The sequence below is a fragment of the Clostridium sp. MF28 genome (assembly GCF_002969175.1).
GTDB lineage: Bacteria > Bacillota > Clostridia > Clostridiales > Clostridiaceae > Clostridium > Clostridium beijerinckii.
Genome location: NZ_CP014331.1, coordinates 2,713,208 through 2,731,577, shown reverse-complemented (window position 1 = coordinate 2,731,577; position 18,370 = coordinate 2,713,208). Strand labels below are relative to the sequence as shown.

Below are 18,370 nucleotides of genomic sequence, written 5' to 3'. Positions count from 1 at the left end.
GTGAAAAATGAAATTATCTGAATTAGTTAATAAGATAGAGAATATTAGTATTTATAATGATGGAGAATTTGATAATCTTGATTATTCAAACTCTAAGACGAGAAGTAGGATTTTAACATTTATTAATGATGAAAAATATATACACACATTATCAGAATCTGTAACTTGTATAATATGTGATGCTAAAATAGCTAAAATACTTCCTAATAAATATGGGATTTGTTTATCAGAGAATCCACGTTTAAGTTTTTACTTAATCCATAATTGTTTATGCAGAGATCTTAACTTATATAATAAAGAAAAGTTTGAAACTATTATAGGAGATAATTGTATAATACGTGATAGGAAAGGTATAAGCAGAAAAAATGTAATTATTGGTAATGATGTAACTATAGAGGAAAATGTTATTATTAGAGAGAACGTTAAAATATTGGATAATTCAGTGATTAGATCTGGAGTTATACTCGGAGGTGAAGGATTTCAGTTTAATAAAGAAGGAAGAATTTTTTTTATTGAGCATTGTGGCGGTGTAGAAATAGGTAGGAATGTTGAGGTGCAATACAATACCTGTATTGATAAAGCAATGTTTCCATGGGATAATACTGTAATTGGAGAAGAAACAAAAATTGATAATTTAGTACATGTAGGACATGGAGCAAAGATTGGTAAAAGATGCTTAATTGCAGCTAATGCATTAATTGGTGGAAGTTCAATCATTGGAAATGATTGTTGGCTTGGTGTAAGTGTAACTATATCGAATGGACTTATTGTAGGTAATAATGTGAGTATTAAAATAGGAGCTGTTGTTACTACCAATATAGCAGATGGAAGCGCTGTTTCAGGAAATTTTGCAATAGAACATAGCAAATTTATTAAATTTATTAAGAGTATAAGATGAATTGTATATTTATGCTTTATGTGTAGTTATAGAGTTAACATGCAAGATAAATGATGTAGTAGTAGTCGAAAATCTAGATAGTAATATTATGGTTGCTGGAAATCCAGCTAAACTATATAATAACAGTTAAATAATAATAAAGAATAAGAATGGGATAACATATACTTTTCTTTGGTATATGTTATCCCATTCTTATTTTTTAAATATACTGCAAAATCAAAGAACTAATTAATAAGAAATACATATTATATTATTGAACTTAGGCATATTCAAATAAATAACAAATCCATTTGTCTTAACTGAAAAAAATGACTAACTAGGGGAGAATTTGATGTTAGATAAGGATAACTTGATTTATAAGATTAATAATAAAACAGCAACTGTAGGGATTGTTGGATTAGGCTATGTAGGCTTACCTTTAGCAGTTGAATTTGCAAAAAGTGGATATAGAGTATTGGGATTTGATATTCAACAGAAGAAAGTTAACATGATTAATAATTGTGAAAATTATATAAGTGATGTTGTAAATGAAGAACTAAAGTTTGTAATTGAAAATAGAAGATTAAAAGCGAGTAATGAAATTAAGTTTTTGAAAGACACAGATGTAATATTAATTTGTGTTCCTACTCCATTAGATAAATATCAACAACCTGACATAAGCTATGTTAAAGAATCTACAGAATCAGTTGGAAAGTACTTGCATGAAGGGATGCTCGTAATTCTAGAAAGTACAACCTACCCAGGAACTACTGAAGAATTAGTATTACCTACATTAGAGAAGATGTCTGGTTTAAAGTGTGAAAAAGATTTTTACTTAGCATTTTCACCTGAAAGGGTGGATCCGGGAAATTCAATATATCATACTGCTAATACAGCAAAGGTAGTCGGAGGAGTAGGAAGAGATAGCACGGAAATAGCAGCAGCATTATATAGAAAAGTTTTAAACAGCGAAATTTTTGAAGTATCTACGCCAAGAGTAGCTGAAATGGAGAAAATTCTTGAAAATACTTATAGAAATATAAATATTGGATTAATTAATGAAATGGCAGTTATATGTAATAAGATGAATATAAATATTTGGGAGGTTATAGAAGCAGCAAAAACTAAGCCTTATGGGTTTCAAGCATTTTATCCAGGTCCCGGGCTTGGCGGGCATTGCATACCATTGGACCCTTATTATTTAACATGGAAAGCTCGAGAATACGATTATCACACAAGACTTATAGAAACCTCAGGAGAAATCAATAATTTTATGCCTCAATATATAGTGCAAAGGTCTGCTACTATATTGAATAAATTCAATAAAGCTTTAAATAAGGCAAATATCTTGATATTAGGAATCGCCTATAAAAGTGATATAGGCGATTATAGAGAAAGTCCAGCGCTTAAGATAATAGAAAATTTTCAAAAACAAGGTTCAGAAGTAAAATTTTATGATCCATATATATCATCTTATATGTATAAAGGCGAAGAGCATTATGGAATAAAATTGACACAAGAAGTATTAAGGAATGCAGATTTAGTTATTATAACTACTGCCCATAAAAAATATAATTATAGTTTTATTCAAGAAAATTCTATATTCATATTTGATACAAGAAATGCAACTAAAAATGTTCAAAATAAAGATAATATTGAATTGCTATAAGATACTAAAAATATCTATCGCATTAAGAATATATTCCATAAGATAGGAGGATTGCATGAAGAATCAAGTAAGTTTGTGTATGATTGTAAAAGATGAAGAAGAATATTTACCTAAATGTCTTAAAAGTATTAAAGATATTGTTGATGAAATAATAGTAGTTGATACAGGTTCTACAGATAAAACAGTAGAAATTGCCCAAAATTATGGTGCGAAGATTTATTACTTTAAATGGAATAATAATTTTAGTGAAGCCAGAAATGAATCTTTAAAATATGCCACAAAAGATTGGATATTCATATTAGATGCAGATGATGAGTTGAGTTTAGAGGGAAGAGAAGCCTTTAAAGTATTACTAGATATGGAATTAGATGAAAAAGCAATTTATCATTTTGAAACATTAAGTTACTATGGAAGTGTGATAGAAAATGGTAATATTGCTGTAAATTTAAATCCACGGTTATTTAAAAATTATCGTGGTATTCATTATGAAGGGGAAGTTCATAATCAATTAATTAGGGTAGATGGAGATTATAATGCTGTTTGCAATGATGTAAAAATATATCATTATGGATACCTTGATAAAAGAATCATTTCTAAAGATAAAAGAAATAGAAATATACCTATTTTGAATGAGCAAATTAAAAAAGATCCTAATAATAAATTTGCTTATTTTAATTTAGGAAATGAATATGGGGCAGAAGATGATACGAATAAAGCGTTGGAATGCTACTATAAAGCCTATGAAAATTTTACTCCCAATATAGGTTTTGGTTCCTTATTGATATTACGAATAATTGTCTCTAATTTAATATTAAAAAAATATGATGAAGCTTTAAAGTTTATAAGTATAGGAAATTCAAATTATCCCAAATGTACAGATTATTATTTTTATGAATCGATTGTTTGGAAAGAGATCGATAGACCTACTCTTCAAATAAAGGCATTGAAAAAATGTATTGAACTTGGTGAACCGCCTTCTGAATTTAAATTTATATTTGGAACATGGAGTTATAGAGCTTATTATGAGTTGGGGAAGGCTTATATGAAATATAAGGATTATTATACTGCTTATAATTATTATGTTGATGCGTTGAAATCAAAACCTGATTATATTGAGCCTTTATATGATATAGCAGATGTATTAAAAGCACAAAATGTATCACTGGAAGAGATGAAAAGAATAATGGAAGAGTTTTTTCCAGAAGACAAAAAGGTTCATTATGGAACTATTGCTGATTTATTTTATCATATTGGATATTACAACATAGCATTAGAATATATAAAAGAATATGAAGAATCAGTAAATGTTACTGAAAATACAATCATGTTAAAATCAAGATGTCTTATAAGAACTGGAGATTTTAAAGAATGTACTAGTATAAATTATAATGATAAAAAAAGCTCAAATTATGTAATTTTGTCTATGTATAAAGTTTTAAGTTTCGTATTACTAAATAGATATGAGGATGCGTTATTTATAGTAAATAGTTTTAACGCAAAGAATTTATCTAATTATGATAAAAAGTATTTAGGAGTATATTCTGAATTAATAAAATTAGTAACCCAAAAATCAACAAGTATGTTGGCAGAGGATGAAAATGATAAAGAATATATGAATATAATTTTAGAAGTTATAGAAATATTGCTTATAAATAATAAATTTGATGAATTAACAGTAGCAGTTAATTTGCTGAATTTAGTAAACACTAAATATGCATTACTTTATCTTGGGAAATTATATTATAAACATGGGTATGTTGATCTTGCGAAGAAAGAAATATTAAGATCAATAAAAGAAGTAGATATATATGATGCAGAAGGATTAGATATATTAAAATACTAAATTAGTTAATAGAGGTATTCAAACCATAGATCATACTTATGGGATGGCTAACCGAAATTCAATAAATATTTGTTCCATAAGGGCTATGAAATTTTTAATAAAAGGTCTCATGTGCAAGGTTGTGCCAATTTTTGAATAATTCTAACATAAAATTAGGACAAGCAAAAAACGCATAACCTTGTATTAGGAACTCTCACAGTTTAGATTTAATGATTGTTTCACGAAATGTATGTAATTTCTAGTATGGAAACACATTCTAATTAGAAGTCTAATTAATTGTTTATCTATAGAAATTTTTTAAAAATTCATTGTATTTATTAGATAATAATGGTGAATTGTCATTCTTTATGTGATATTTATGTTTTGTTAAATTATTATATTACAAAGGAATGACTTAATTATTTTATAGCAATAAAGAATCCGTACTTTCGATAAGTTAACACATAACTTATAGTTATAAACTGCATTTTAATATAACATCTTTGCCACCAGAAACTTGTTTGCCAATAATGGGACTTAATGATTTTAATTTGTCATGATTTACTATTATAACTGGAGTTATCAGTGATAATCCTTTGGATTCTATAAGTTTTCTATCTATTTTTAAAATAGGTGTACCAGCAGTTACTTTAGTATTAACAGATTTTACAACTTCAAATCCTTCACCATTTAATGAAACAGTTTCTAAGCCTACATGGACTAATAATTCAATTCCATTACTAGTGGTTATTGCAAAAGCGTGTCCACTATCCATTATTAATGATATAGTACCATCACAAGGTGCGACAACTATATCGCCAGTAGAGTTAATTGCAATTCCATCACCTGCCATTTTTTCTGCAAATACTGGATCAGGAACTTCGCTTAGATCTATAGTTCTTCCTGAAATAGGAGCAATTATAGTTAATGGTTTCTTAAAAAAATTAAACATAAATATATGACTATATTAAAGATATTTTTAGATATATTCTACTTTATTAGGATATATAAGGAGAAAATATTTCTAAACGATAATCTTCAAAAAGTCATTCACCTCTCTTTCGTGTATTCTAATTATTATATAACGTTAACATAATTACAATGAATTATACTAGTCAACTTTCTTATTGATATGTGTATTCTTAAGTAGAATGCGTAAAATAAAATCACAAGATTCAACTAAGGTGTATTAAGTATAATATAGGTTAATTTTACTTATATTTTATTTAAAAGCAATAGTATTACATAATAGTGTGAAAATTCACGTAAAAAGTGAAAAATTTCATAAAGATTAGTTTAATTCCTAAAGTACTACAGAATATTGATAATGAAAAATGATAATGTTAACATGAAATTGTAGAAAACAGAGAAAGGATGAAGAAAAAATGATGCAGAAAATTCAAAAATTCGGTGGAGCGATGTTTACACCTGTTCTACTTTTTTCATTTGCAGGTATTATAATTGGTATAGGAACATTATTTACTACACAGACAATTATGGGAGGATTAGCAGATCCAAGTAACTTGTGGTTTAAATGCTGGAATGTAGTTTTACAGGGTGGCTGGACTGTATTTAATCAATTACCATTATTATTTGTAGTAGGACTTCCAATCGGAATGGCAAAAAAGCAAAATGCAAGATGTTGTATGGAGGCATTCGTATTATATTTAACATTTCATTATTTTCTAAGTACTATCATTTCACAATGGGGCGAATTTTTTGGAGTTGATTTCTCTGCTCAAGTAGGAGGAACTAGCGGTCTTACTATGATAGCCAATATTAAAACATTGGACATGGGAATGATTGGCGCATTACTCATTTCAGGACTTGTAATTTATTTACATAACCGTTTTTTTGATACTGAATTACCAGAATGGTTGGGAACGTTTAGCGGATCTACATTTGTATTTATGATTGGATTCTTTGTTATGATTCCAGTAGCAGTTCTTGCAGCATTTATATGGCCTAAAATTCAACTTGGAATGCATAGTTTTCAAGGCTTTGTAAAAGGTGCAGGGGCATTAGGTGTATGGGTGTTCATTTTCTTAGAACGTGCTTTGATTCCATTTGGATTACATCATATACTGTATTCTCCGTTTTATTATGATAATGTTGTAGTACCAGGAGGGCTTTATTCTTATTGGGCAACAAAGTTACCAGAAATAGCAGCTTCTAAAGCCTCTTTGAAATCGTTATTACCAGAAGCGGGATTTACAGCTACAGGATACTCTAAAATTTTTGGATGTCCAGGTATTGCATTAGCATTTTATGCAACAGCAAAACCTGAAAAGAGAAAAAAGGTATTGGCGTTACTAATACCTATTACATTAACTGCAATTTTGTGTGGTGTAACAGAACCAATTGAATTTACATTTTTATTTATTTCACCAGTGCTATTTGTAGTACATGCACTACTTGCAGCAACAATTTCAACAACTATGTATCTTGTGGGGATTGTAGGAATATTCTCTGGTGGAGCTATTGAAATGGCTTCTTTAAATTGGATTCCTCTAATGGGAAATCATTGGGTCCAATATTTACTCCAGTTTGCTATAGGACTTTGTTTTACAGGAATTTGGTTCATAGTATTTAGGACCTTAATTTTGAAATTTAACTTTAAAACTCCTGGTAGGGAAGATGAAGAAGAAGATATAAAATTTCATTCAAAAGCAGAGTATAGAGAGAAAAAAAGTGATTCAAAAGATAGTAGTAAGGCAGTATTTGCAGAAAATATCTTAGTTGGATTAGGCGGAAGAGATAACATTGTTGATGTTACAAATTGTGCAACTCGTTTAAGAGTAAATGTAAATGATCCAGCTCTTTGTAAGGATGATCCTTATTTTAAATCTATTGGAGCTCATGGATGCTCTGTAAATGGAAAATCCTATCAAGTTATTGTTGGATTGAAAGTTGCGCGAGTAAGGGAAGACTTTGAAGCGTTACTGTAAAGATAGTTGGAGAAGTTAAGCTTAAAAATGTATGGTATATAATTTCACTTTTATTTTTATTGATTAAACATTAAAAGCATATAATTCTTGGTTAAAGAATGTCTTAAAACTAAACGGAATAAAGTCTTTTAGTACTATTTTAGGTGGAATTATAGTGATAGATTAGTATGCATTTGCTTATCTGCTAATTTCAGAATTAACATGCAACAAATAATATTTTTAAATAAATAAAAAGCTGATTTCTGCGTAGCAGAGATCGGCTTTTTATTTTATACATCATATATCATTGAATGATTCAGAGTTATGTAAAATCTAGTTTTAAATTTCAAGTAGTTAAAGAAATATATAATTTCATAACAGAAATTTCCTGTGAAAAGTCACAGAAAATGTTAAGAAATACACTTGAAATGCTTATTTCCCTAAAGGGTTCATATATATTGTAAGGTGCCTTTCTCGGGTGTATTATGTACTCAGAAAAGATAATAAAGCAAAAAATAAGCAGGTTTTGGAGGAAGAAAAATGGCAAAGAAGAAGTATTCAATTACAGTAGCAGGTGGAGGAAGTACGTTTACACCAGGAATTGTACTTATGCTGTTAGAACACATGGACAGATTTCCAATTAGATCTATTAAATTTTATGACAATGATGCAAAGAGACAAGAAATTGTAGCAAAGGCATGTGAAATCCACTTAAAAGAACATGCTCCAGAAATTGAATTTGCATATACAACTGATCCAGAAACAGCATTTAGTGATATAGATTTCGTACTAGCACATATCCGTGTTGGAAAATATGCAATGCGTGAGAAAGATGAAAAAATTCCACTAAAATATGGAGTGGTAGGACAAGAAACTTGTGGACCAGGAGGGATTGCATATGGTATGCGTTCTATTGGAGGAGTTATTGAAATACTAGATTATATGGAAAAGTATTCACCAAATGCATGGATGTTAAATTATTCAAATCCAGCAGCTATAGTAGCAGAAGCAACAAGAAGATTAAGACCAAACTCAAAAATATTAAATATTTGTGATATGCCAATTGATTTAGAAGAAAAAATGGCAAGTATGTGTGGCCTTAAATCAAGAAAAGAAATGCAAGTATCTTATTATGGATTAAATCATTTTGGATGGTGGTCAAAGATTTACGATAAAGATGGAAATGATTTAATGCCGCAAATTAAAGAACATATGGCAACAAATGGATTTGCAGATGCATTATCAGATACAAATCAACATGTAGATGAAAGCTGGGTACACACTTTTCAAAAGGCAAGGGATATATTTGCAGTGGATCCAACAACAATTCCAAACACATATTTAAAATATTATTTATTCCCAGATTATGTGGTTGAAACTTCGAATCCAGAATATACTCGTGCAAATGAAGTAATGGATGGAAGAGAAAAACATGTATTTGGAATATGTAAAAAAATTATTGAAAGTGCTACAAGCAAAGACGGAGGTTTTGAAGTGGATGCACATGCAACATATATTGTAGATTTAGCATGTGCAATAGCTGAAAATACAAGGGAAAGATTCTTACTTATAGTTCCAAATGAAGGTGCTGTAGAAAACTTTGATAGAACTGCAATGGTTGAAATACCATGTATCGTTGGAAGTAATGGTTATGAAAGAATATGTCAAGGAAGTATTCCTCAGTTCCAAAAGGGATTAATGGAACAGCAAGTAAGTGTAGAAAAATTAGCAGTAGAAGCATGGATAGAAAGAAGTTATCAAAAGTTATGGCAATCACTTACTCTTTCGAAGACAGTACCAAGTGCAAGAGTTGCAAAATTAATATTAGATGATTTAATTGAGGCTAACAAAGGTTATTGGCCTGAATTAAAGTAATTAGAATATATTACCTATATCAATAAAAAACAATAGCTTATAAAACCTTATTTATAATATGCAAAGAAGAGAAATGAGTTCATGAGGACTTGTTTCTCTTTTTTTAAGAAAAGATAGATTAACCTTTAGTTTTTATTCCAACTAAATTCGAGAATTAATTTATTAAGTATTTACAATAATAGACAAAAGATAAATTATAGAGTAGAATTTAAAGAAACATGAAACAAAGTAGAAAATAGTGGTGGGGAATATCATGAAACTGGATGAACTGATAAACAAATACCATAAGCACTTAAATGAGAATGATTTATATATTTGGAATTATATTTCTAAGCACCGAAAAGAGTGTGAAACTCTTGCTATAGATCAATTAGCACATAAATGTAATGTTTCTAGAACGACTATTCTTAGATTTTCACAAAAATTATCTCTAAAGGGATATGGGGAATTAAAGGTTTATTTAAAGCTTGACAATGAAAAGTCAAAAGAGAATGTTAATAATGTAGAGGCTGTTTGCGATGCATATAATGAGGTAATAAAAAATATAAAGGAAAAGGATTGCACAGATATTTTTGAATTGATTGATAAATCCAGAACTCTCTACGTATATGGAATTGGTATGGTACAGTCGTCGATAAAGAAAGAATTTAAGCGTACTTTTTTAACTGCTGGAAAAATATTTTATGACTTAAGCGGTTATACTGAAGCAAATGCTATAGTAGATTTGGCTACGGATGAAGATGTTTTCGTAATTATTTCAGTATCAGGTGAGAATCAATTTATTATGGATTTTGCTAAAAATTTGAAAATTAAAAATATTCCTATTATATCAATAACAAAGTTAAAAGATAATTCTTTAGCTAAATTAAGTGATTATAATCTATATACATCTACAGCTCTTATACCAAGTATCTATAATGACATAGATTTTGAATCTTTAACATCATACTTTATTTTAATTGAAATATTATTTTTGAAATATATGGAATATAAAACACAAAAAAATAAGAAGGAAGAAAAGCATGAAATTGGAAACGTTGATTGATGAAAATTATGAAAAATTAAATGAAAGTGATTTGTATATATGGAAGTATATTTTACACCATAAAAAAGAGTGCCAAACCATGTCAATACAAGAATTAGCTTCTAAATGTAATGTTTCTCATACAACTATTTTACGTTTTACACATAAATTAGGATTACAAGGATATAGTGAAATGAAAATTCATTTAAAATGGGAAGACAAGCAGCGAAATTCATTCGATAATAAAGAAATTGAAAAAACATATAAAGATATTGAGAAGACCATGGAAATTATGAAAGAAAGAGATTTCTACGATGTATTTGAATTAGTTGAGAAGGCAGATAAAATTTATGTTTATGGATCTGGAGCAGTGCAAAAAAATGCAGCAAAAGATTTAAAGCGTAGCATGATTTTTGGCAATAAGTTAATATATGTCATAGAGGGAAGGGAAGAAACTAACATTATTTTAGATGCTTTATCTTCAAAAGATATTTTTTTCTTATTATCTTTATCTGGAAACAATTTATTTATGAATGAGTTTGCGCAAAAGTTAAAGGAAAAAGATGTGAAAATTATTTCTATTACTCAGGTTGGAAATAATGAATTAGCTTCTATCAGTGATATTAGTCTTCAATTCTATACACATCCAATTTCAGTAGGAGAAAATAAAACAAAACTTTATTCAACTACACAATTTTTTCTGATAAATCAAATATTGCTTTTAAAATACTTAGAATATAGATAATGCTTTTAAATCTAACAGCAGATTTATTACTTAAATAAAACTGAGATTCAGGTGAATTTAATCTACACCTGAATCTCAGTTTCATTTTAGCATACTTTATTTCTTCCTGTGCGCTTTGCTAAATATAATGCATTATCAGCTTTGCTTAAGAGAGTATTTATATTTTTTGTTATATCAGGATAAGAACTAATTCCAATGGAAACTGTTATTTTGGCTGTGGCATTATTGTCAAGTTTAAAAGTATTGCATTCTACATTTTTTCTTATCTTTTCGGCAATATCAACTGCATGTTTGTAATTGCAATCTAGTAAAACTGCAGTGAATTCTTCACCACCATTTCTTGAGATAATATCGAAAGTTCTACAAGAATCAATTAAAAGTTTGCTAAGTTGTTTTAATACTAAATCTCCAGAATGGTGTCCATAGGTATCATTAATATGTTTAAAAAAATCAATATCTATCATGAGAATTGATAAGTTTTCTTTCTTTTGTAAGGTGTTTCTAATTGTTTTATCTAATAGTCCATTAAATGCTCTTACATTATTAAGCCCTGTAAGAAAATCCTTTCTCGAGTCGACCTTGAGTTTTTTATACATTTTATTAGTTTTAGAGATGTAGTTTAACTCATAATAAACTACAGTAGAAACCATTATTATAGAAATAACAAAGTTTCCTAGAGCAGGGAGTATAAGATTCATATCTTTTAAAACTAATGAAATCCAAATTATTGTTGATATTATGTTAACTATAGTCATCAAAAAATATTTCTTTGAAAAGTTTATCTTATATCTTGATATAATGGTAAAAATTATTAGTAATATAAATAAATTTCCAGAAGTAATTAAAGAAGAATAATTTATTCCAAAGAAAGTAAGTCTAAATAGTATTATTATAAATACACTTATAAAAGTTGATATAAATCCTCCATAAATTGAAGTGATTATAACAGGAATAATTCTAAAATCTATTATTGTATTGTGAGTCAAATTAATTCCATAAAATATAAGTACACATCCAGATAAACCAGATAGCATGCCAAAGCATAATTTGAATTTTACTTTAGAATTTGATTTTATAAATTCATCATTTAGTATGTGGCTTCCTAAATATAAAAAAGATATAAGAATTGCAGCGTTCGCAAATAATAATTTAAGCATAAATTCTCCTTTCGATCTAACATATCTAGCAGTTATAATCTATACTTCTGATAAAATATATTGTTCAAATTATTATTATGTATTTATTAAATAATAATACTTTTATTTATAAAGTAACAAAACGACAAGATTACTCATATTATTATTATATAAAATCTTTGTACATGGAGAGGAAGAGAATGAGTAACTGTAACTATTGTGATCCTGGCTTTGAAAGTCCCGGAGCAAACACTCTTGGAGCAAATTGTAATGAACCAATTAGTGACCTAACTTTGTCTACAATGGTTGTAGGAAATCAAGAAGCCGTATTAAGTCGTTTAGTAACGGTACTATTATTTCTATATGCATTTACTAACCAAAATTTTATTTGTCATTTAATCAATACTAACGAAAAGCTGTTATGTAACCAAATGTGTCTTACAGATAAATTAGTAGACAATTTAATAGACAACCTAAATGACTGTAAGAGTGATCTTGCAGGTTGAGGAGACACCATAGTCACTAAAAGAGAGCACTAAAACAGGCTCTCTTTTAATTATGCGCAATAAAATATTTTTGTTTGAAGATATATATACATTATAATTCAGCTTATATATTCTAAGCATATTTGATAATGTGTTTTATTAGAACTCTAGATATAATTTTACTATAAAACAGATATATGATTGTAATTAATTAACACATTTACATATTAAAAATTGATTAAAGCTATGAAATTTATTGATAAAAAACAATAACTGTGGTTTTATTCTAAAAAAGTCCACATTTTTTCAAATTTGCCTTTAATGCCATGACGTTTTTTGTTAAAATCAAATGTAAGGAGGTGGCACACTGTTTTGAATATTAAAAAGAAATTTACAACATTTGCTTTGGCATTTGCAGTTGTATTAAGTTTAATTCCAGGATTAAGTGCACAAGCGGCAACTACTGATTTTAAAATAATTTCAGAAAGTAAGGTTACTGCAAAGCAAGCAAAAAGTTGGGCTAAATCTAAAGGAGCAACAGATACTTTTGCTGATTTAGCAGATCTCTACTTCAAATACGCATCAGAACATGGTGATGTAAATCCAGCAATCGCATATGTACAAGCAGCAAAAGAGACTGGATATGGTAATTTTGGTGGTGTTCTAGATGAAAGTTATCACAATCCATGTGGACTTAAAAATCCATCTGGTGGAGGCGATACTGATAAAAATGCACATCAAAAATTTGAAAGTTGGGATGAAGGTGTACAAGCACATTTGGATCATTTGGCTCTATATGCAGGAGCAGATGGATATCCAAGAAAAGATACGTATGATCCAAGACATTTTGTGACAATTAAGGGTAAAGCAACTACGGTAAATTCTTTGGGTGGAAAGTGGGCACCTAGTGCTACATATGGAGAAGAAGTTAATGCATTATACAAAAATTTAATGGATTATGCTGGAATAGATTATCCAAAAGATAATGGTAAAACTCCAGATAATCAACCATCAAATGCGTCACCAAATCCAGCAACTCCTGAAAGTAAGCCTAGCGCACCAAATGCATCTGATATTATTACAGAGAATAAACCTCAAAGCTCAAATGATACTGTAGACAATAGTGTTAGTATAACATCAAATATTGGTTGGAAGTATGAGAATGGAGCTTGGTATTACTACAAATCAGATACTACCAAAGCAGTCGGTTGGATTAAACCAGATAAAAATTGGTATTACTTAAATGATGAAGATGGTAAAATGACAACTGGCTGGATAAAAGATAATGGAACATGGTACTATATAGATAAATCAGGTGCTATGGCAAAAGGTTGGAGGCAAGTAGATAATAACTGGTATTTACTAAAGGATTCAGGTGTCATGGAAACTGGATTTCAATTTGATGGATCAGGATTATATTATCTAAATGATTCTGGAGCTATGGCTACTTATAATGGTTGGACAAAGATAAATAATAAGTGGTATTACTTTGAGAAAAGTGGAAAGATAAAAACTGGATGGTTCAAGGAAAATGCTAAGTGGTATTATCTTCAAGGCGATGGAAGCATGGTAACTGGTCTTAAAAATATAGACAATAAGAAGTATATGTTTAATGATAACGGAACCATGACTACTGGTTGGATGAAATTGAACAATTACTGGTATTACTTTAATACAGATGGCAGCATGGCATCAGGATGGATTATTGATAATGGAACTTACTATTATTTGTATGAAACCGGAGCTATGGCGAAAGGATGGATTAATCTTGGTGGAGCGTGGTATTATTTAAAAGACAGTGGTACAATGGCGACAGGATGGGTTACATCTAATGGAGATTCGTATTACCTAGATACTTCAACAGGAAGAATGGTTACTAATACAACAATAGATGGATTTAAGATTGGCTCTGATGGGAAAAAGCAGGCTTCATCTAATCAAAATGATGAAGATAGTTCAGGAAATAATACTCCAACAGATCAAGACGATGAAGATAATTCAGGAAATAGCCCTTCAGCAGGAAGTAATTCTTCAAATGGTAAAAAGACTATAGTAATAGATCCAGGACATGATTATGGCAAAGATTACGGTGCTGAAAGCACTATTGATGGAGTTACTTACAGTGAAACAGTTCTAAATATGCAAGTTGCAGATAAGTTAAAGACAGAACTTCAAAATAGAGGATATAATGTGATAATGACGAGAAATCTTGGTGAGCAGCCTTCATATGGCTCATTAGTTGCGAGTCTTACTCATAGGGTTGATGTTGCAAATAATGCTAATGCAGATTTCTTTATAAGCGTACATCATAATTCAGCTGGGGAGACAGCGAAAGGCGTTCTGACTCTTTATAGTTCAGAAGCCCAAGACTCTAAGTTTGGGGGAAAACTAGATAGCAATAGAATAGAAAGAAGTAAGCAAATGGCAACTCTTATAAATAATAATATTGCTAATAAGCTTGGCTTAAATAATAGAGGTGGACAGGAACAAAATTTATTTGTATGTAGAAATACCAATATACCAGCAGTTTTAGTTGAAGTTGGATTTATAACCAATAAAGAAGAAGCAGCAAGATGCGCTGATCCAGCTAGTCAAAAAAAGGTAGCTCAAGCAATAGCAGAAGTTATCGCTGGTAATATTTAAAATGTAATTGTATTAAATTAACTAAGATCCAGGGAGAAAACTAAAGTTGGATATAGTTGAGTTCATACCATCAATATGTATATTATAATTACAAAATTTACAGTAGATAAGTATTAAATAAAGGCTTTGAAGTGTTATTCAATAACATTTCAAGGTTTTTATCTATTTATCAGAGTATGTATTAGCAAAATCGTTGGTTTTAATAAAAGCATTTATTATTAGTAAGACTAATATTTAGCGAATTGTATAATTAAAGAATATAAAAAATGTAAATTTATATAGCCTTGTTGCTAAGTTTATGATTATATTCGATAATTTTCCTTAAGATAGTGCCATATAATTGGATATATTAGTACCTAAAATAGAATAAAAGCTTGTACTATATAATAGGCAAACTACTTTTAGGGAAAATTTGTCTATATAATTTTTGTTCTTTAGAACTAAATAGAACGGGGGAAAGCTGTTTTGAAGGCTATTAAGAGATCGACTACATTATTTTTTGCTTTTGTGATAGTTTTAATATTAATTCCTATTACTAGCGTAAAAGCTGCTATCACTGATATTAAGATAGTATCAGAGACGAAAGTAACAGCAAAACAGGCTGAACAATGGGCTAAATCAAAAGGTGCAACAGATGCGTTTATTAATCTGGCAAAGTTATATTGGAAGTATTCGCCAGAGCATGGAAATGTTAATCCAGCTGTGGCATATGTGCAAGCTGCAAAGGAAACAGGATATGGTAAATTTGGAGGAGTTATAAATGAAAGCTACCATAATCCATGTGGATTGAAAATAAGTGCTGGTGGATTGGATAATGATCCAAATGCTCATCAAAAATTCAACACATGGGATGAAGGTGTTCAAGCTCATTTAGACCATCTAGCACTTTATGCAGGTGTAGATGGATATCCAAGGAGTGATTCATATGACCCAAGGGATTTTATTACCATAAAAGGTACAGTAGTAACGGTAAATGCTTTAGGTGGAAAGTGGGCTCCAAGTCTTACATATGGAGAAGAGGTTAATCAATTATATAATGATTTATTAGTATCAGCAGGAATTGTATCAAAATCAGATAATGACACTTCTAAAAATTCTGGTAGTGATAACGACTCAGGCAAAACTGTAGGAACTGATAAGCCTCAAACAAATACAACAGTTCCAAGTGGAATGGAAGCAACCAAGCCAATCCCAGCATCGCCGGATGGTAGTAAAGGTATTTCTTCATCAATAGGTTGGAGATTTGGAAATGGAAATTGGTACTACTACAACTCAGATGGATCTAAAGTTACTGGGTGGATTAAGCCTGATGGTAACTGGTATTACTTATATAGTGATGGAAGTATGGCAAAAGGCTGGAGCCTTTTAAGAGGAAAATGGTATTACTTTAAATCAAGTGGAGCAATGCAGCTTGGATGGATAAAAGATAGCAATAAGTGGTACTATCTTCAAGGAGATGGAAGTATGATTACTGGATTTAACTTGATTGATGGTAGGAAATATTTTTTAGATTCAAGTGGGGCAATGAAGACTGGATGGGTTTCAATTAGTGGACAATGGTATTATTTCAATAGTGATGGAAGTATGCTGACTGGATGGATTAAGCCAGATGGAAGCTGGTACTATTTGTATTCCAATGGAGTTATGGCGACAAATTGGCTTCAGCTTAATGGAACATGGTACTATTTAAGAAGTAATGGCACGATGGCAACAGGCTGGATTTTATCTGGAAATGCCTATTATTATTTATTGCCTGTTTCAGGAGCAATGGCTAAGAATACAGTTATAAATGGATGGCAGATAGGTGAAGATGGAAAAAGAGGAGATAGAATGCCTGGAAGTACAAACGGTAAAGTCATAGTTATAGATCCGGGGCATAACTTTGGCGGTGATGATGGCGCATATTCAACTAATAATGGCATTACATATTCTGAAAGAGATTTAAATATGCAGGTTGCGGATAAGTTAAAAGAAAAGCTTGAGGCAAATGGATATACAGTAATCATGACTAGGAAATCATCTGATAGAGAAGTCTTAGAAGTTAATCAAAGCCTTACTAATAGAGTTAATATAGCAAATAATTCAAAGGCTGATCTATTTATAAGTTTGCATCACAATTCAGCTGATGCAGAATCTGCAAGAGGAGTTGAAGTTTATTACAGTTCAAAATCACAAGATGAAAGTTTTGGTGGTGGATATAGTTACGATAGGCTTTCCAAAAGTATGAATGTAGCTTCATCTATAGCATCATCTCTTACAAATAGTACAGGAGCTATAAATAGAGGTGCTAAAGATGGTAATTTATTTGTATGCAGAAATACTACAATGCCAGCTGTTTTAGTTGAATTAGGATTTATAACAAATACAGATGAAGCTAAAAAATGTGCAGATTCATCATATCAAGATGTAGAAGCAACAGCAATTGCTAATGCAGTTTCAACAATAATTTAAATGATTTTACTGCTGAACAGAATTGGCAATTTAATAGCTATAAAAATATGGTGAGAAAAGTTTTAATACAATATACTGATATAATATTTGGTATATTGTATTATTTTTTATAATAATACTTACAGTAAAGAAGTGAGTTCATATTTAAACTAATAGGTTGTAAAATTTTGCAGGATTTGATTACGAATGTATATCATAAAAAATTAATGGATTATTAATAATATAAATGTTGATAGATCTTATTAATTATACTATATTTTATATTAATAGAATTCAAGAGAGGTGAAGTCCATGGATAGGTTAAGAAGATTTATGTTTGGAAGATATGGTGGAGATGAATTATCTAAAGCATTACTTGTTTTATCTTTTATACTACTGTTGATAATGAATTTAGTACCAAAGGATTTAAGATTTTTAACAATATTAGCATATATTCCTGTTATTATATGTATGTTTAGGATATTTTCAAGAAATATATATAAGAGAAGAAATGAGAATTATAAGTATTTAAAAATTAAAAATAACATAGTAATGTGGTTCAAGAATAATATAAATAGAATAAAAACATTAAAAAACTATAAATATTATACTTGCTCAAATTGTAAGCAAAAATTAAGAGTGCCAAGAGGAAAAGGAAAAATTTCTATTACATGTCCGAAATGTAATAGTTCGTTTAAAGGAAAATCATAAAGTGTTTCATTTAGGGAATATGAATA

At 29.6% G+C, this 18,370-nt stretch carries 14 protein-coding genes; 12 read left to right on the top strand and 2 right to left on the bottom strand.

Features of this window, described 5'->3' with window-relative positions; all coding sequences use genetic code 11:
• Positions 1–7: 7 nt before the first annotated feature.
• From AXY43_RS11815 to AXY43_RS11805, 4 genes are all read left to right on the top strand, one after another.
• Positions 8–898, top strand: a complete 891-nt coding sequence (locus AXY43_RS11815) for a UDP-3-O-(3-hydroxymyristoyl)glucosamine N-acyltransferase (RefSeq protein WP_105411572.1) — start codon at positions 8–10, stop codon at positions 896–898.
• Between the two features lies 1 nt (position 899).
• Entirely contained in the window at positions 900–1,028 is a 129-nt protein-coding gene (locus AXY43_RS28450; RefSeq protein WP_278337363.1) for a hypothetical protein, read from the top strand.
• A gap of 201 nt (positions 1,029–1,229) precedes the next feature.
• A complete protein-coding gene (locus AXY43_RS11810) occupies positions 1,230–2,546 on the top strand; it encodes a nucleotide sugar dehydrogenase (protein WP_023976115.1) in 1,317 nt (438 codons plus the stop codon).
• 55 nt (positions 2,547–2,601) lie between these two features.
• Positions 2,602–4,389 carry a tetratricopeptide repeat-containing glycosyltransferase family 2 protein gene (locus AXY43_RS11805; protein WP_039770716.1) on the top strand — a complete coding sequence of 596 codons (1,788 nt, stop codon included), beginning with the start codon at positions 2,602–2,604 and terminating at the stop codon, positions 4,387–4,389.
• A gap of 454 nt (positions 4,390–4,843) precedes the next feature.
• Here the strand turns inward: AXY43_RS11805 and AXY43_RS11800 are convergent, their stop codons facing one another.
• Positions 4,844–5,320, bottom strand: coding sequence for a PTS sugar transporter subunit IIA (locus tag AXY43_RS11800; RefSeq protein ID WP_077854083.1), 477 nt, complete (start codon positions 5,318–5,320; stop codon positions 4,844–4,846).
• A 433-nt stretch (positions 5,321–5,753) separates the two neighbouring features.
• Between AXY43_RS11800 and AXY43_RS11795 the strand changes: the two genes are divergently transcribed.
• The 4 genes from AXY43_RS11795 (at position 5,754) to AXY43_RS11780 (ending at position 10,939) form a co-directional block, all read left to right on the top strand.
• Positions 5,754–7,316 (top strand): alpha-glucoside-specific PTS transporter subunit IIBC, encoded by a 1,563-nt coding sequence (locus AXY43_RS11795; protein WP_023976112.1) that lies wholly within the window; start codon positions 5,754–5,756, stop codon positions 7,314–7,316.
• 519 nt (positions 7,317–7,835) lie between these two features.
• Positions 7,836–9,170 (top strand): 6-phospho-alpha-glucosidase, encoded by a 1,335-nt coding sequence (locus AXY43_RS11790; RefSeq protein WP_105411571.1) that lies wholly within the window; start codon positions 7,836–7,838, stop codon positions 9,168–9,170.
• Positions 9,171–9,423: 253 nt separating this feature from the next.
• On the top strand, positions 9,424–10,215 hold the full coding sequence (locus AXY43_RS11785; protein WP_012060857.1) for a MurR/RpiR family transcriptional regulator: 792 nt from the start codon (positions 9,424–9,426) through the stop codon (positions 10,213–10,215).
• Entirely contained in the window at positions 10,193–10,939 is a 747-nt protein-coding gene (locus AXY43_RS11780) for a MurR/RpiR family transcriptional regulator (protein WP_012060856.1), read from the top strand. The genes AXY43_RS11785 and AXY43_RS11780 overlap by 23 nt, the downstream gene beginning before the upstream one ends.
• A gap of 86 nt (positions 10,940–11,025) precedes the next feature.
• Here AXY43_RS11780 and AXY43_RS11775 read toward each other — a convergent pair whose 3' ends face one another.
• Positions 11,026–12,096 (bottom strand): diguanylate cyclase, encoded by a 1,071-nt coding sequence (locus tag AXY43_RS11775; RefSeq protein WP_023976110.1) that lies wholly within the window; start codon positions 12,094–12,096, stop codon positions 11,026–11,028.
• Positions 12,097–12,275: 179 nt separating this feature from the next.
• On the opposite strand from AXY43_RS11775, the gene AXY43_RS11770 reads away from it, so the two are divergent.
• The 4 genes from AXY43_RS11770 to AXY43_RS11755 all read left to right on the top strand — a co-directional run bounded on the left by AXY43_RS11770 (position 12,276) and on the right by AXY43_RS11755 (position 18,344).
• Entirely contained in the window at positions 12,276–12,581 is a 306-nt protein-coding gene (locus tag AXY43_RS11770) for a hypothetical protein (RefSeq protein WP_105411570.1), read from the top strand.
• 351 nt (positions 12,582–12,932) lie between these two features.
• Positions 12,933–15,203 (top strand): N-acetylmuramoyl-L-alanine amidase, encoded by a 2,271-nt coding sequence (locus AXY43_RS11765; protein ID WP_039770724.1) that lies wholly within the window; start codon positions 12,933–12,935, stop codon positions 15,201–15,203.
• Positions 15,204–15,668: 465 nt separating this feature from the next.
• Positions 15,669–17,654, top strand: coding sequence for an N-acetylmuramoyl-L-alanine amidase (locus tag AXY43_RS11760; RefSeq protein ID WP_039770726.1), 1,986 nt, complete (start codon positions 15,669–15,671; stop codon positions 17,652–17,654).
• A gap of 291 nt (positions 17,655–17,945) precedes the next feature.
• Positions 17,946–18,344 carry a hypothetical protein gene (locus AXY43_RS11755; protein WP_105411569.1) on the top strand — a complete coding sequence of 133 codons (399 nt, stop codon included), beginning with the start codon at positions 17,946–17,948 and terminating at the stop codon, positions 18,342–18,344.
• Positions 18,345–18,370 lie beyond the last annotated feature (26 nt).

What these genes read in the sequence shown, in the direction of transcription:
- AXY43_RS11795 (WP_023976112.1), top strand. Translation starts at nt 5,754, where the DNA reads ATGATGCAGAAAATTCAAAAATTCGGTGGAGCGATGTTTACACCTGTT.
- AXY43_RS11775 (WP_023976110.1), bottom strand. Translation starts at nt 12,096, where the DNA reads ATGCTTAAATTATTATTTGCGAACGCTGCAATTCTTATATCTTTTTTA.
- AXY43_RS11815 (WP_105411572.1), top strand. Translation starts at nt 8, where the DNA reads ATGAAATTATCTGAATTAGTTAATAAGATAGAGAATATTAGTATTTAT.
- AXY43_RS11785 (WP_012060857.1), top strand. Translation starts at nt 9,424, where the DNA reads ATGAAACTGGATGAACTGATAAACAAATACCATAAGCACTTAAATGAG.
- AXY43_RS11780 (WP_012060856.1), top strand. Translation starts at nt 10,193, where the DNA reads ATGAAATTGGAAACGTTGATTGATGAAAATTATGAAAAATTAAATGAA.
- AXY43_RS11755 (WP_105411569.1), top strand. Translation starts at nt 17,946, where the DNA reads ATGGATAGGTTAAGAAGATTTATGTTTGGAAGATATGGTGGAGATGAA.
- AXY43_RS11800 (WP_077854083.1), bottom strand. Translation starts at nt 5,320, where the DNA reads ATGTTTAATTTTTTTAAGAAACCATTAACTATAATTGCTCCTATTTCA.
- AXY43_RS11805 (WP_039770716.1), top strand. Translation starts at nt 2,602, where the DNA reads ATGAAGAATCAAGTAAGTTTGTGTATGATTGTAAAAGATGAAGAAGAA.
- AXY43_RS11810 (WP_023976115.1), top strand. Translation starts at nt 1,230, where the DNA reads ATGTTAGATAAGGATAACTTGATTTATAAGATTAATAATAAAACAGCA.
- AXY43_RS11770 (WP_105411570.1), top strand. Translation starts at nt 12,276, where the DNA reads ATGAGTAACTGTAACTATTGTGATCCTGGCTTTGAAAGTCCCGGAGCA.
- AXY43_RS11790 (WP_105411571.1), top strand. Translation starts at nt 7,836, where the DNA reads ATGGCAAAGAAGAAGTATTCAATTACAGTAGCAGGTGGAGGAAGTACG.